Origin of the sequence: Rubritalea profundi (assembly GCF_002954445.1) — a bacterium.
Classification (GTDB): domain Bacteria; phylum Verrucomicrobiota; class Verrucomicrobiia; order Verrucomicrobiales; family Akkermansiaceae; genus Rubritalea; species Rubritalea profundi.
The window spans coordinates 95,922-110,497 of record NZ_MQWA01000001.1; the positions used below are offsets into that span (position 1 = coordinate 95,922).

General features: G+C 52.0%; 11 protein-coding genes. 4 read left to right on the forward strand and 7 right to left on the reverse strand.

Annotation, left to right across the window (positions count from 1 at the left end; all coding sequences use genetic code 11):
* Positions 1 to 174 precede the first annotated feature (174 nt).
* Positions 175 to 1,446: an OmpA family protein gene (locus BSZ32_RS00415; RefSeq protein WP_105041601.1), complete on the reverse strand. Its 1,272-nt coding sequence runs from the start codon at positions 1,444 to 1,446 to the stop codon at positions 175 to 177.
* Between the two features lie 181 nt (positions 1,447 to 1,627).
* Between BSZ32_RS00415 and nagB the strand changes: the two genes are divergently transcribed.
* Positions 1,628 to 2,386, forward strand: coding sequence for a glucosamine-6-phosphate deaminase (nagB, locus tag BSZ32_RS00420; RefSeq protein WP_105041602.1), 759 nt, complete (start codon positions 1,628 to 1,630; stop codon positions 2,384 to 2,386).
* Between the two features lie 190 nt (positions 2,387 to 2,576).
* On the opposite strand, the gene rsmA is transcribed toward nagB, so the two are convergent.
* The gene (gene rsmA, locus BSZ32_RS00425; RefSeq protein WP_105041603.1) at positions 2,577 to 3,932 is read right to left on the reverse strand and encodes a 16S rRNA (adenine(1518)-N(6)/adenine(1519)-N(6))-dimethyltransferase RsmA; all 1,356 of its coding nucleotides are present in this window, start codon (positions 3,930 to 3,932) and stop codon (positions 2,577 to 2,579) included.
* Positions 3,933 to 4,331: 399 nt separating this feature from the next.
* On the opposite strand from rsmA, the gene BSZ32_RS00430 reads away from it, so the two are divergent.
* Together BSZ32_RS00430 and BSZ32_RS00435 are read left to right on the forward strand one after the other, a co-directional pair.
* Complete coding sequence (locus tag BSZ32_RS00430) at positions 4,332 to 4,502, forward strand: hypothetical protein (protein ID WP_165788548.1); 171 nt, start codon at positions 4,332 to 4,334, stop codon at positions 4,500 to 4,502.
* Between the two features lie 180 nt (positions 4,503 to 4,682).
* Entirely contained in the window at positions 4,683 to 8,060 is a 3,378-nt protein-coding gene (locus BSZ32_RS00435) for a PVC-type heme-binding CxxCH protein (RefSeq protein ID WP_165788549.1), read from the forward strand.
* An 864-nt stretch (positions 8,061 to 8,924) separates the two neighbouring features.
* Here BSZ32_RS00435 and BSZ32_RS00440 read toward each other — a convergent pair.
* Entirely contained in the window at positions 8,925 to 9,524 is a 600-nt protein-coding gene (locus BSZ32_RS00440; protein WP_105041606.1) for a substrate-binding domain-containing protein, read from the reverse strand.
* A gap of 192 nt (positions 9,525 to 9,716) precedes the next feature.
* Positions 9,717 to 9,983, reverse strand: a complete 267-nt coding sequence (locus BSZ32_RS19935) for a GntR family transcriptional regulator (protein WP_165788550.1) — start codon at positions 9,981 to 9,983, stop codon at positions 9,717 to 9,719.
* 171 nt (positions 9,984 to 10,154) lie between these two features.
* On the opposite strand from BSZ32_RS19935, the gene BSZ32_RS19520 reads away from it, so the two are divergent.
* Positions 10,155 to 10,826, forward strand: coding sequence for a PEP-CTERM sorting domain-containing protein (locus BSZ32_RS19520; protein ID WP_240610523.1), 672 nt, complete (start codon positions 10,155 to 10,157; stop codon positions 10,824 to 10,826).
* Positions 10,827 to 11,245: 419 nt separating this feature from the next.
* Here BSZ32_RS19520 and BSZ32_RS00455 read toward each other — a convergent pair whose 3' ends face one another.
* The 3 genes from BSZ32_RS00455 to BSZ32_RS00465 form a co-directional block, all read right to left on the reverse strand.
* Positions 11,246 to 12,088 carry a nucleotidyl transferase AbiEii/AbiGii toxin family protein gene (locus BSZ32_RS00455; protein WP_206018669.1) on the reverse strand — a complete coding sequence of 281 codons (843 nt, stop codon included), beginning with the start codon at positions 12,086 to 12,088 and terminating at the stop codon, positions 11,246 to 11,248.
* 542 nt (positions 12,089 to 12,630) lie between these two features.
* Positions 12,631 to 13,353: a nucleotidyl transferase AbiEii/AbiGii toxin family protein gene (locus BSZ32_RS00460; protein ID WP_105041608.1), complete on the reverse strand. Its 723-nt coding sequence runs from the start codon at positions 13,351 to 13,353 to the stop codon at positions 12,631 to 12,633.
* A 9-nt stretch (positions 13,354 to 13,362) separates the two neighbouring features.
* Positions 13,363 to 13,953, reverse strand: a complete 591-nt coding sequence (locus tag BSZ32_RS00465; RefSeq protein WP_105041609.1) for a hypothetical protein — start codon at positions 13,951 to 13,953, stop codon at positions 13,363 to 13,365.
* Between the last annotated feature and the right edge of the window lie 623 nt (positions 13,954 to 14,576).

A 14,576-nucleotide genomic window follows, 5' to 3' on the forward strand; every position in this document is an offset into this window, starting at 1 on the left:
CAGAGTATGCACGTGAACGAAAAGTCCCAGCGCGAAATTATTTTTTTTCATCACCGTGCGATATAAAGGGCTGAGTAAATTTTCTATTTTACGTTTTCCGATTGATAGCAAGCATCATCGCTGGGACTTTTAGAAAATTTCGTATTTTTCGCGGTAGAAATCGCTTTATTCCAATCACCTCGTCGGCACAGCCCGGCCAGGAGAAACTGGAACTGCTTTACGTCGTTCATCCTCAACAGGTAGCGCCCGACGGGAGGGTTCCTCAATCACCGCACGTGCAGGTGGATCTTCCTCGACCGGCTGGGCAGTTAGGATGGTCGGCGGCCCCGTTGGTTTGACTAAAATGGCTTTCGCTGGTTCGGGCTTCACCGGCTCTGGCGGCAGGGCTCCCTCAAGAAACATCGTAGAGTCAGCAGTGGGTTGGCCGCGGCGCATCTTGATCACCACCCGCCGGTTCATCGCCTGCTGGTCTTTGTCACCCTTTTTAATAATCGGCTGTCGCTTACCATAACCAATCACAATCAGACGCCTCGGGTTGATCCGCATAGCATCCACCAACCATTGCTTGACGGCCTTTGCCCGGCCGAGCGAGAGTTCACCATTCGGCAAATCACCACCTATCGTGTCAGTGTGCCCTTCAATCCAGCAGTTAAGATTTGGGTTTCTGTCGATTAGCAACGCAACCTTGAGCAAGCTATTGCGCGCGCTTTCCCTCAGTGTCGCTTGATTAAATTCAAATAGAAGATCAGAGCCGATCATTCCCTTGGTGTTCTGCAGGGCATTGCCATCCATCCGCGCCATCGCAGAAAGTGGGGTGAAGTTCTCTAAAGCTCCATCGTCAGCAAGCCCACCCGCCCCTTTCCGTTCTAATTCTTCGTTAAATTTATCTGGATCAAAAACGTCAGATTGCTGTTCACCTGGGTCAATCACTAGTTGGCCAGCAGCAGCCACTTGGAGCACGTCATCCATTCTTCCAATCTCTGGCAGATCATCGGTGAAATCGGGGCCAGCTATTGGCTCTAAATTCTCAGCTAGGGCTTCGCCCTTCATCGCAGGAGCGACCATCTCAATATCAAATTGTGGATCAGTAATCTCTGGCGACATATCCAACTCCGTGTCCTCTGGAATCGCCTCTAGAATTTCGATCTCATCGAGCAACTTACCTGCCACTTCTGGTGGTTCAGCTAGTTCCTCCCGCTGAATTTCTGGCAGAGACTCGCGGAATTCTATGTCTCGCACCACGATAGGCTCGGTTTCCACCTCGAAAAACTCACGCAGAACTGGGAAAGTGATCTGCATATTCTTGAGTCCGAAGATGGCGGCCACATGGGACAACACTGCCAGCACAATGGCTATCAGCACCAAGCGCCCCGCGTGCTCGGTCTTGGGTAACTTAAAAGTCGATCCCTGCCGCACATTTTTCCAACTATATCCTCGATCTGCCATCTCGTTGTTCCTCTATAGCGTAAAGCATCCTTCTATTTGTTCAACCCTACACAATGTACTACCCATATTACTTAGCTAAACGCCCTCTCCTATCAGTCAATCGATTAAGTTAAACAACAACCTAATACAACACCTATTCAACCTTGTTATTAGATCCCAGATCAATCAAAACACACAGGACATGCAGAAGATTCCAGTAGAAGTATTTCAATCGAGCCAAGCAGCTGTCGCCAAGCTCGCAGCTGAAACAGCAGAACTTATCCGCGCCAACGATGCTGCGGGGAAGCAAACGGTCCTCGGGCTCGCCACTGGCGGCACACCTATCGCCTATTACAACGAACTCATCCGTCTCCACCAACAAGACGGCCTTACCTTCGCGACTGTCACCAGCTTTAACCTCGACGAATACGCAGGTCTCCCAAAAGACCACGTCGAATCCTACTGGCACTTCATGCACCAGAATCTTTTCAACCATATCGACATCAAGCCAGAGAACATCAATCTCCCATCTGGCACTGTCGCTACAGCCGACATCCCAGCCCATTGTGCTGAGTACGAACAAGCAATCGTCGACGCAGGTGGACTCGACCTCCAGATCCTAGGAATTGGCCGCACCGGCCACATCGGCTTCAACGAGCCAGGCTCACCAAAGGACTCACTCACACGCGCGATCGAGCTAGACCCAATCACCCGTGAAGACGCAGCCCCCTCATTCGGCGGCATAGATAACGTCCCTACAACCGCCATCACCATGGGCTGCGGCACCATTCTCAACGCTCGCCGCATCGTCCTCATGGCATGGGGCGAAGGCAAAGCATCGATCGTCAACGAAGCCGTCACCGGCACGGTCAACGACATCGTCTCAGCCTCCTACCTGCAAGAGCACTGCAACTCCGTGTTCTTCCTAGACACAGCAGCAGCATCCATCCTTGAAGCGTAAACGAGCAAATAACAACTCTTCAATAGCCGTGACTCTCCCCGAGCTCACGGCTTTTTTTGTTGCTCCCCCCGCAGAATCGTCGCACCCCTATTTAAGCCCTACCAACTTTCGTACTCTTTAGCGTATTTCGCGGTTCGCATTTAGCTTCATCATCCCGGCTCTGAAAACTGAACACTGCCAACTGCAAACTCTACACTTCTTTCGCAGCGCCCATCTTCTCTTCGAAAAGGTTCCAGCATTCAATAAAACCGGAGGCATAATCTTCTGGTCGGGCTGTCACCCACTCACGCACTTGCTCCATGGTGAACCACTCGGCGGTGGACACTTCACTGCATGGGAAACGCAGTGCCCCATCGTAGCGTGCTAGGTGGAGTTCAATAAATTCAAAGCCAGTCTTTTCAGAAGCTGGGATCTTCGCAATCTTTTGGGTGTCGACCCCTTCGATTCCCAATTCTTCACCCAGCTCGCGGACCACACAGTCGCCATAGCTCTCACCAGCATCTAGGTGCCCAGCAGCGCTGCTGTCCCAACAACCTGGGAACTTATCTTTAAGGATTGAACGCTTCTGCAGTAGGATGTCCTTGTTCTTATTGAACACGAAAATATGCACGGCGCGATGCGTAAGGTTCTGCGCGTGCACATTTTTGCGAGTCTCTTGGCGGACGACTTCGTCATTCTCGTCAACCACATCAAAAATCTCATCATCCTTCTGAGGGATGTCCTTGAGCGGATTATCGTCGTAGAGCCGTGTGATCTCGATCCAGTCTTCAAGAGAAATTTCCTCGGCGCGGGCTGTCAATTTGAGACCCATCTTTGCTGCCACGTCTTCCCACGCAAGATGATCGGGAAGTTGCTTTTTGATTTGCTTACGGCGTTGGGAAAATCCACGGCGAATGAGTTCATCAAACAAACGCGCATCGTAAACTGGCAAATCCCCTTCAGGCTTCGGCTCACAAACCATCACGGTAGAGTCAATCTTCGGCGGTGGCGTAAAGGCATCTGGCGGCACTAGCATCACCGGCTTGCTGACCCATTCGCTCTGCATCCTTAGCGTCAGCACCCCGTAATCCTTCGTTCTTGGCACCGCGATGATCCGGTCGATAAATTCCTTCTGCAGCATGAGAACCGCACGCGAAACCATCGTTGGTCGCTTCATGAAGTTACGCATGATCGCGCCACCCGCTGAGTACGGGAGGTTCCCTAACAACTTGATCGGACCATATTTAAAGAGATCACGGATATCAAAACGCGCGGCATCCGCATGGTGGACTTCCACATCGGCATTATCAGCGTACTTGTCCGTTTGGTACTCGGCGAGCCTTGCATCAAACTCGATCAGAATCACCTTCTTCACACGTCCCACAAGATGGACCGTGAGCGCGCCAGTTCCAGGGCCGCACTCGACTACGACGTCATTCTCATTTGGATGAAGCTGGTCCACTATCCCACGCGCCACTTTCGCGTCGCAGAGAAAGTTTTGCCCCAACTGACGCGATGGAGTGACCCCCGCATCGCTAAGCACCTTTTTGATCTCGCCGATATTCATGCCTTTCTTCTAGCGAACAATCCCAGACAATCAATCTAGGGAGTAAAAAAGCAGAGCCCCTGCTCCAGAGTTCCTACACTAGGGAGCAAGAAAGCGATTTTTAGACAGAATTAACAAAATTTCACAGAATTTTTCATGGGGAGCACAGAACAACGGCATCAGAAACATCATGGTTTGCCGGAAATTGGCGTGGCCAACTCCAGTTTCGTAGGTTAATTCTGAAAAATTCTGTTAATTCTGTCCAGCGCCGCAGGCAACCTGTCCGCCATAGCTTCAGAGCGAAGGAAGATCAGCCCAAGTCCCTCCCTAGTGTCGGAGCCCTGACCCCTGCCCCAAAATCTAGGCAACCCTCGCAAATACTCTACTCTGTGCTATCAATAGAGGATGAAAAACCTTTTGATGAATCTCTTCATCCCACTGGCCACTCAGCAGGTCCATGCCGCGGATAGACCAGATGGGGTAAAACTCCTCTCATCCCACGAGACCATTGCAGTTTTCAATGGCACACGCTTTCAGAAATGCCGCCACCACGCGGGTAAAATGCCGCACGTCCATCTTGATTTGCGTTAAAATGTTTAGCGCATAGAAATCTACCAGAATGACTAAATGAAACTATATACCGGTTGCAGTGAGCCTGTCTCTCCGTCTGTTTGTGTACAGTCTGCCTCGGCTCTCCGTTTCGTTCTCGACAAAACCCCCGACAAAAAGCAATTTCCTAGAAATTTCCAAGCAATAGCACTCAATCAATTTATGAAATTTCTCCTATCTCGCCACTCTATGGTAGCAGTATCTACGCTGCTACTTCTGCCCCTATCCCCTCTTTCAGCTGTCCCCGATGCGTCAGCGAAAAAAATCGAAGGAACCGCCAGCGAAGAGCCGGTAAAAGTCATAGAGTCCGACGAGGCAATCCTCGCCACCATCAGCTATCCCGACGACATGAAGGCCGGGATCTTCGCCCGTGAACCAGATGTGTTCAACGCGACCGCAATTTCAATGGACGAACAGAATCGCTTGTTCGTTGCCGAGACCCACCGCTTCGATCGCGGGATCGAAGACAACCGTCGCAACTGGTACTGGCTCCGTGACGAGGTCGGCCTGAAGACCACCGCCGACCGCCTCGCACTCCTCGAGAAGTATGCCGACAAGAAGACGCCAGGCTACTACACCGAGCACGCCGAGAAGATCCGAGTGCTAGAAGACAAAAATGGCGACGGCAAGGCGGAGAGATCATGGATCTATGCCGATGGTTTCAACAACCCGCTCGACGGCACAGCAGCCGGCATCATGGCAGCGAACGGCAAAGTCTACTTCGCCTGTATCCCTAACGTCTGGATGCTAGAAGACAAGAATGGGGACGGCGTCTCCGACACCAGAACCTCACTGCAAGAAGGATACGGCATCAGCGTCAGCCTCAGCGGGCACGACCTCAACGGCTTCGCCTTTGGCCCAGACGGCCGCATCTACTTCACCATCGGTGACCGCGGTTACGATCTTAAAACAGCCGACGGCCGCCATCTCTACGACCAGTATGGTGGTGCAATCTTCCGCATGGAGCCCGATGGAAGCAACCTGGAAGTGGTCCACTACAACCTCCGTAACCCAAAGGAGATCGCGTTTGATCAATACGGAGTCGCCTTCTCTGTCGATAACAACGCCGACATGGGCGACAAAGCACGGGTAGTTCAGATGGTCGAAGGCGCTATGTCGGGGTGGAACCGCGGCAACCAGAGCTTCCGCAACTGGCCACACGCCATCGACGTCACAAGACGGCACGAAACTCCGTGGATGGCTGAGTCTTGGTGGAAAATAGAAGCCAAAAACCGCCCCAAGGCTTTCCTTCCACCGGCCGGGCACGTCAGCGTCGGACCATCTGGACTTGCCTACAACCCCGGTATCGGTCTGTCCAAAAAGTGGGACAACAACTTTTTCGTCTGCGATTACCGTGGCGGAGGCAGCGAAGTGATTGGCTTCGAAATGAACCCTATGGGTGCCGGCTACAAAGTTGCCAGCAACGAGACATTTATCAAAGGATTCCTCAACACCGACATCGAGTTCGGATTTGATGGCAAGGTCTACGTCAGCGACTTTACCGGTGGTTGGAAAACCTACGATTTCGGCACGATTTTCGTATTTTACAATCCAGTCGAGATCGCCAAACCTGTCGTCGCCGAAGTGAAATCTCTCTTCGCCAATGGATTTGACTCACTTTCCCCAGAAAAACTAGCCCAACTCCTACAGCACCAAGACTTGCGGGTCAGACAGCGAGCTCAGTTTGCCCTCGCCGGCTCTCCGAAAAACCGCACGCATTTCGTCGCAGCAACGGCAAGCGCCAATCCACTCATCACCCGCCTCCACGGCGTCTGGGGTCTCGGCCAGTTGAGCCGCACCCACAAGGACAAGGCCTCCACAGAAAATCTCGTAAAACTGACTCAGGACGAGCACTGGCGCGTGCGAGGTCAAGCATCTCAGGCTCTAGGTTTCTCAGCCGCACAGATCGGCCGCAAGGCGCTCATCGAGCGACTCACTGACAAACACCCAAACACCCGCATGCTGGCAGCCACCGCGCTGGGCAAGCTGGGTCATAGGGAAGACGTCCCTCACCTCATCAAGGTCCTCGAACAGAACTCCAATGGAGACGCCTACCTGCGCCACGGTGCGGTGAACGGACTTCGCCTGATCGCTGAAGCCAACAAAACCGCCGAGGATTTACTGAAATTCAAGAATCACAAATCGGCGGAAGTTCGCCTTGGTCTAATCATCGCACTCCGCCGCCTCGCTGCCCCCGGCATCGCCCATTTTCTCAAGGACTCCGACCCAGCACTGGTGATTGAAACCGTTCAAGCCATCAACGACGGATACATCGAAGGTGCCCGTGCTGCTCTGGCGGCACAGACCCAACTAGTGGGAACCTCGTCGGTCCCGATCGACTACCGCATCATCAACTCCATCGTTCGTCTGGGCAATCCCAAGGGCATCCTCTCCCTCCTTGCCATGGCGGAAAACGAGAAGCTTCCCGACGACAGCCGGATCGAATGCCTGTTCCAACTGGCTCGCTGGGAGAAACCTCCCGCTGGCGACCCTACCACTGGAAAAATTCGCCCAATAACCGGCGATCGCAGCCTTGAAACCGTCCGCCCTCAAATCACCAAAAGCCTCGAGAGGCTGCTTGATCAGGCGAATGGCAAGGTCCTCGCTGAGGTGCTGAAGACCGGTAACAAATTCGGCGTCTCCACATCCCAAGAAACCCTGCGCGCCCAACTGCTCAATGACGACAACATCCGAGAGGTGCGACTCGCAGCCCTCAAGAACCTACTTAATAACAAGGACAGTAAGTTGATCAAAACTCTGCAGAAAAGCCTCCGTGCCAAAGAGCCAGAAGTACGCCGATCCAGCCTGCAAGCCCTCACCAAGCTCTCTTCCAAAGTGGCTCTCAAAGAGTCCCAAAGGATGCTCGAGAGCAAATCCCCCTTCGATCGCCAGATCGCCATTCGGGCACTAGCATCCATCAAGGACAAGAAAGCCACCGCATCCATCCTCGCCATGCTGAAGACCATCGAGAATCAGCCAATCGAGGTTCATCTCGACATCATAGAAACAGCAAAAGCTGCCGGTGATCCCGGCTTAACCAAAGCTCTGGAAGCCTACGAAGCGAAACTCTCCAAGGACGACCCGCTTGCCGCCTTCCAAGTAACGCTGGCGGGTGGAGACATCGGCAAAGGACGCGCCGTCTTATACGGTCACGGCGCAGCACAGTGCACCCGTTGCCACAAGGCTGACCCCAACCGCAAGGGCGGAGTCGCTGGCCCCGATCTTAAGAACGCCGGCAAGAAGCACAATGCCGCCTACCTGCTGGAGTCATTGATCTTGCCGAATGCCCGGATCGCCTCCGGCTTTGGCATGGTTTCTCTCACCATGAAGGATGGTAGCCTACTTGCCGGCATGCTCGCCAAGGACACCCCAGAGTCAATCACCATCACCAGTCTCGCCGATGGGAAAGAGTCGACGCACCTGCGCAAAGACATTGCTTCCGTTTCACAGGCTATGTCGACCATGCCTCCGATGGGGCACATGCTCACTAAGAAGGAAATCCGCGATCTCATCGCCTACCTCCAATCCTTGAAATTCTAGAATAGTTATTCCAACAGACCTGGAGCCAGCGGATTCGTCCATACTAGCCTAGGCTAATAATGTCTCTGCGGACGCCGACCTGGCTAGGGCTTGTTAGCTAGCTCAACACTAAAAAACTCTGCGTCTCTGCGCGAGGCTCTGAACTCATTTCTCGCGCAGAGGCGCACAGGCGCAGAGCCAAACCTGATGATTCTATGATAGTCAGTCACACAATACTGCGGTTGCAATATCCAACAGCCAACAAGGAATATCCAATGACCAAGTAGTAGGCGTCACCACGGTGTTTTGGAATGGCTCGGTATTGGTTGCCAGCGACGCCGATTCGCGTGCCCTCCTTCGGTTGGATATTCCTTGTTGGACATTGGATATTTCTCTTTCTCCCATCCCACCCAGCACATCCCGTCTGACCACCATAGTTTCAACAAAGGAGCAAGCCAGCCGCCAGGCTCCACACCACACTCGCCCAGGCTCGCGCGCCGCAAAGCTGAATCCAGCCCCAGTAGTCCACCGGCTTACCAACTTTCAACAAAAAACTCTGCGTCTCTGCGTCTCTGAGCGAGGCTCTGAATTCATTTCTCGCGCAGAGCCGCAGAGCAAAACTTGATGATTCGGATTTAGGATTCCCCCGACTTCCCAACTTCCCAAGTTCCCAACTTCCCAACTTCCCAAGTTCCCAACTTCCCAACTTCCCAAGTTCCCAAGTTTCTAGCGCCTCCCGCTGTCGAAAGTCAAAAGTCCCAAAGTCAAACCTAGGAAGTCTGGTGACTTCAATTTATAAAAATAACCATCGCGACCACGCGATCTAACCATCGCCTTAGACCTTCCGACCTTAGACACGTCCGTACTCCAAAAGTCTCCCGAACTTCAAGACTCCGGCACCGGCCCGATCGTGCCGCCCTCAACAAACTTCGTTTTGATCATCGTCTGGCAGGTGTCTTCTTTTCCCTCGCTGATATTCCGGACCCAGCGCACGATGCGGTTTCCTATCGACTGGGAGCTCCAGCGGATATGCGAGACCGATGGCTGGCACTGGCTGAAATACGGGTCGTTGTCGACGCAGATCAAGGAAAGATCCTGCGACACCCGGATGCCCCGATTCACCAGAAAACTTTGCGTTGCGAAATAGGTGGAAGCGGAGCCGGCTATGATCGCGGTGGGTGGGGAGCGTTGGAACGACGAGTCAAGGTAAGCATACAGTCCTTCCAGCCCACCCTCCCAACCCGGCATATTGTAGGAGCCCGTAGTGATACCGCCAGCCGACAATGCATCGAGAAAGGCAGCACCAACAATTCCCGGCTCCGATACCTTATAAAGGCTGTCCAGCAACACAATCCGTTGGTTTCCGAGGTCGATTAGCCGTCGCGTGGCCTCAGTGAGGGCTGGAACATGGTCCGGTCCGATCCCTGCGATTTTTAGTTTGCGCCGTCGACCACTGTCCGCAAAGGCCGGAATCTTTTGTTGCATGCACCACCCCAGCACCTCACGCGTGCCGCCAAGCACCACTCAGGCGTCCGCCTCGGTCTTTTTCACCATCCGGCCGAGTCGCCGCACGTTCATCTTGAGTTCCGTTAAGTGGCTCGGCGCATAGAAGGCGGTGTGCCCCGCCGCCTCCAGCTTGTTCTTGCAGTGGATAAGGTAATTCTGAGTTTAGTCGCTTTACTCGTAACATAGAATCGCCACCCACAACCCTGGCGGCTTGGCCAGTTCTTCAGGTAACTCGATCTTGCGGCGGCGACCTGCACTCTGGCCCACCAGCAGGCCCTCCTTCTCAAGCTGTTTCAGTGCGGCCTCGACCGTTGTGGTGTTCATACCCAGCTCCGCTGCCAGCTCGCCTCTACCGGGGATCGTCCCACTCCAATGCCCCCGCAATATTTCCTCGCGCAGGTGCGAAGCAACCTGCTCGACAATGGAGTATGTTGTCAATTCATGCCTGTATGAAAACCACGCAGGCGTCGAGAAAGAAAAACATCGACAAGTTCGGGGGGGGCAGAATGCGTGCCAGTTCGCGATTGATTCCGGTTTTATCCACGGTGGATCGATCCGGTAAGCTCGCGAAGAACCAAAATAATAGAACTAACAACCAATTATTACATCATGAAAATTAACAAACAATTGAAAAAAAGCATGTCCATCACAGCTGCAATGGCCCGACTCGCAATATCCGCTAACGCCGCCATCACATATAGTTTTGAGAAATTCGAGAGCGTCGGCATCGGCCAACTGGCCGTTACAAACACCACGGATTGGGACAACTCTGCGGACTTAGCGAACCAAAACAAGGTCAATGTTATTTCGAATCTTACGGGTGGCCCGACCGGCCAGCACGTGGCGATCGGTGGCAACAGAGGCAAGCACATGAGCACGGAAGCCGGCCTGCTGACGCTGTTCACTGAAGGGGTTGCGTCGATCGACGTCAGCTACTCTCTCCGGTTTGGAACCGACAACAGCGGCTCAGCAGTTAGGCTCGAATACTCGGCAGACGGCACTTTCGATGACAAAGTATCCACCGTTTCGTACAACCCGACGGAAGCTGGCACGTTGACCCCCGACGCGGGCACTTGGTACGACTTTACAACCACGATCCTCAATACCGAAGTAACGTTTACCGATACGGCGAGGCTCCGTTGGGACAAGGTCGCTGCGTCCAGTAGTGCGTCGAATACCGCCATCCTCGACGACATCAAAATCGCCGCCGTCCCAGAACCTTCCACTACCGCCCTACTCGGCCTCGGTGGACTCGCACTCATCCTCCGTCGCCGCAAGTAATCTGGCCTCGGAAAACCAACCATCCTTTCAACCCCACTCCCCATCACCGGGTGTGGGGTTTTTCTGTGGCCGGGGCTTCCAGCCCCGTAGTCCAAGCGACTTCTCATGGAATTTGAATATCCAATATTCAACAAGGAATATCCAACCGAAGAAGGAACACGAGAAGCAACGATTACTTTCTTGTCCTACGCTGTCGCAGCAGCAATCCACAGATAATTACAACTTCATCATCAATGACCTCAAGGGGGGTGATGGCTGATTCAAGTTGGGCTTAGGTGAATTTCATGGATGGTTGATCTCTGTTTCTAATACGTTTAGTGAAGTTATGATCTTTTCAAAAGACGGGCGACGTCCAAAAATCATTTCTTGCATGGCTGCGTAGTCCTTTTGCATGGCATTGAGGGTATGATCTTGCGGGATTAGTTTAAGCGTGTCTCTGACTGCAGAATCATAATTAGCCCAGCTGCGAGGGTAGAATTTTTCTTAAAAAGGACAACATGATCCAGCAACTCCATCTTTCCTAATGCAGACGCTTTCAGCGTTTCATCGGCGGCCATGAGACAAAGATCATAATAATGTCGCGAGTAGCGCTTAGGGATAATTGAACCTATGGGGCGATGGGCTTCATGATGCAGGATCGTGGCTTTCTCCCAAAAGGTGCGCTCCGCATCAATCGCACGAACAGAGCACTGCGGGGCATCAAATTGAGCTGGGAAATTTTCTGCAGCGTCAGGTGTGATGGTGTGTTCCGAGTGCGGCAGCCAGGAAGCCAAAGGGCCGATTTCCAGTTGGATGTAGGGTAGTAGGCCTGCCGAGTTCGACGTTTTGGGATATTTAACCCGAACAACATGCCCTTGGTCTTTTTCGTCCGGTTTAACTTCAAGTTCGCAGTGTGAACCGAGCGCTTCTTCCATGCATGGTACCATCTTTTCAGCAATATAGGCGCAGGCCTTCTGATTCAGAACTTCGTTGACCTGGCGCTGTTTCGTCTTCGAACGCTCCGCCATCGGGTCTTGAACCTCACTCACCACTCTCCAGTCCAACACCAAGTCGATGTCCTCCGAGAAGCGGTCGATCAGCCCATAGACTTTCGACAGGCTCGTGCCCCCCGTGAAAATCAGCTGCGTGGATAGTTCAGGATGTTCAAACAGTTGCTTCAGCGTCCAGCAGACCCAGAAGTCTTTTTCCACCACGGCAATCGTGCCCATGCCGCGCGGTTCCGCGGTCAGCGTGAAAAGTTCATTTCGCTCCTTCTCGGACAATGTTGCTACACGGTTCCGAAAAAAGGAGTCAAAAAAAAGGGGTCGGGTGATAAATCTTATAATTTTCTGTTTAACTTCTCGCCATTCTTTTGCTCCTTGGCGGACTCGCCTCATCCTCCGTCGCCGCAAGTAACCCGGCCTCAGAAAACCCACCAGCCTTCCAACCCCATTCCCCGGTCACACGGGGGGCGAGGTTTTTTCGCTTGGAGTGCTGAGGCTGGACTCAGCTTTGGTGCTCTATCACGTCACCGACCATTCCCCATTAAACCCCTCGCCCTAAACCGACACACACCCGACACACACCCGACACAGCGCATCCCAAGCCTTCCCAAGCCATCCGCTAGGCTCCGCACCGCACTCGTCAACGCACGATCCCACTTCAGCCCGACGAAGGAGGAGGGCTGCACTTCAGCATAGCGTGAGTGGGCGAACGCAACCCTCGCCTGCCGCAAAGCTGAGTCAAGCATCAGCAATCCAACCCCTCGTCCTAAACCGGCACTCGTCCCCAAAATCAAATTCCTAGCAATAGTAAGTTGATTTACCTACTCAAGGCTGCGCAGTTTTCTGATCGATCTTTGAATTTCATCTCCGAGGCCCTGCAGTTCTTGGGGGGCGATGATGGCCTGTAACTCGTGTTCAATCTCTTCAGCGGACAATTGATCACATTCGTTTTTTAGAAAAGTGGTAAAATCAGCAATGGTCTTGAGTTTGGGTTTTGTTTTCACCTGCCGGGTATAAGAGGGTTTGCTGATCCTTTTTTCAAGAATATCAGGATCAGGTTTAGTTCGGAACACCTCGATGTAAATATAGATATCATAGAGGTCTCTCGCCAGTCTTCTCTCCAGCCATGCACCCAGCTTGTTGGCGAAGGCCATTGGGTGGGGGACTACCGAAATAATGCAGGGTTGAAGTTCGTGTTTTTTAGCGAGTTTCGCCGTGCTGATTGCAATCGGCTCGAAAGCTTCATAGGGGTTGGCTTCAATAATGATATTCGACTGATTGTAGATGGCATCGATTTTCAGTTTTTTTGAATCCATGGAGTGCCGGACCGGCGCATCACAAATCTCATTCATTAAATCGATGAGGCTGTCGCTGAAATCTTTTTTACTTTGGGACGGCTGGAAGCTGAAGTCGGCATGAATGGTTGAACGGTCAATTCCCTGGAGACGCAGAGACATGCCGCCTTTTAGCACTGCCATAGGGCCAAAGTGTTTCGCTATTTTTGTAATGACTTCCAGTAAGGATTTTTCAAGTTGATCGTCCATAATTTTTAACTAGCCCTCTAACGAAGCTGATGAATTTCGAGTTTTTATAGCATGATAGATACTCTTCCAAGCGTTCCTGATCCAGTGACGAAATATCGATGTCGCTGTTGATGTTAAATGGAAATTTTTTCCGCGCAGGTAAAAATAGCATGCATCAATCAATGCCTTCTCCTTATTGGCATACCTTCTGCCGTTCACGTTGATGATGCCAAAATGCTGTTCAGCTTGATGGCTGCTCATGGAAATGGTTCCTATATCGGTTTTAATGACCTTACCCTTCGGGCGCGTCGTCATCATGTGACATAACCATCGCGGGGAAGTTCCAATCATCTGGTGATAGCAGAGGGCTGTGCCCAAACTCAGGTACCCTTCAGGATATATTTTCAAGGCCATATCTTCCAGCGCCGCACCTTCAGTATAAAAATATCCGCGCATCGCCCGCTTCAGATAACCGCTGCTTATCATCTTTCGCATGCGTGCATCCAGTGTGGTATTGTCCCGATTGCCAAATAAGTGCGCAAGATCCCCTTTGCTAAAGACATAGCCCATCTCGGGGGCCATTTCTTTTAACAGAATCGGTAGATCCAACGCGTTTTTCATGTAGGTGAATAAATTAATAAAAATAATCTAAATGTCAATGTGAATTTGCTAAGCGCAGGTGTGATAAAAGCTGTGTCCTGTAGTTCAAAGCAAGATTCAAGCAGATGTCCTCTCCCAGCTTCAGGCGAACCGGTCAATGAAAAAGTGAAAAAAGCATAAAGAAAGGGTCAGGCATAAAAAAGGGGTCAGGTGATAAATCTTATAATTCTCTGTTTAACATCTCGCCATTCTTTGCTGCTTGGCATGGCCGGCTTCATCTCCTTCGCCAATTTGCTCACACAGGGGGCACTGCCCATGTGAAGGTTTTGGTAACAACAACATCACAAAAAGACAGCAACAACATCACAAAAACATCACAAAAAGACAGACTAAACACAAAAAGACAGACTAATAGAAAGGTGAACACAAAAAGACAGACTAATAGAAAGGTGAGCCTCCCTATCCATTATTTCATATGGGTTTTGCAATATTACGACCCTCCTATAGAATCCATATCATAAACATACTCTCCCACACCTTTACTCTGCTTAGATGGCGACCAACTATGTCAGCTACTTCATCGTAGGTCATAACCCGCCCAATTTTCTGCTTGAGATAAGCCCGAATCTTAGGAGTATAGACGC

Coding starts and splice junctions, on each gene's coding strand:
- BSZ32_RS00415 (WP_105041601.1), bottom strand. CDS start 1,446: ATGGCAGATCGAGGATATAGTTGGAAAAATGTGCGGCAGGGATCGACT.
- nagB (WP_105041602.1), top strand. CDS start 1,628: ATGCAGAAGATTCCAGTAGAAGTATTTCAATCGAGCCAAGCAGCTGTC.
- rsmA (WP_105041603.1), bottom strand. CDS start 3,932: ATGAATATCGGCGAGATCAAAAAGGTGCTTAGCGATGCGGGGGTCACT.
- BSZ32_RS00430 (WP_165788548.1), top strand. CDS start 4,332: ATGAATCTCTTCATCCCACTGGCCACTCAGCAGGTCCATGCCGCGGAT.
- BSZ32_RS00435 (WP_165788549.1), top strand. CDS start 4,683: ATGAAATTTCTCCTATCTCGCCACTCTATGGTAGCAGTATCTACGCTG.
- BSZ32_RS00440 (WP_105041606.1), bottom strand. CDS start 9,524: ATGCAACAAAAGATTCCGGCCTTTGCGGACAGTGGTCGACGGCGCAAA.
- BSZ32_RS19520 (WP_240610523.1), top strand. CDS start 10,155: ATGAAAATTAACAAACAATTGAAAAAAAGCATGTCCATCACAGCTGCA.
- BSZ32_RS00460 (WP_105041608.1), bottom strand. CDS start 13,353: ATGGACGATCAACTTGAAAAATCCTTACTGGAAGTCATTACAAAAATA.
- BSZ32_RS00465 (WP_105041609.1), bottom strand. CDS start 13,953: ATGAAAAACGCGTTGGATCTACCGATTCTGTTAAAAGAAATGGCCCCC.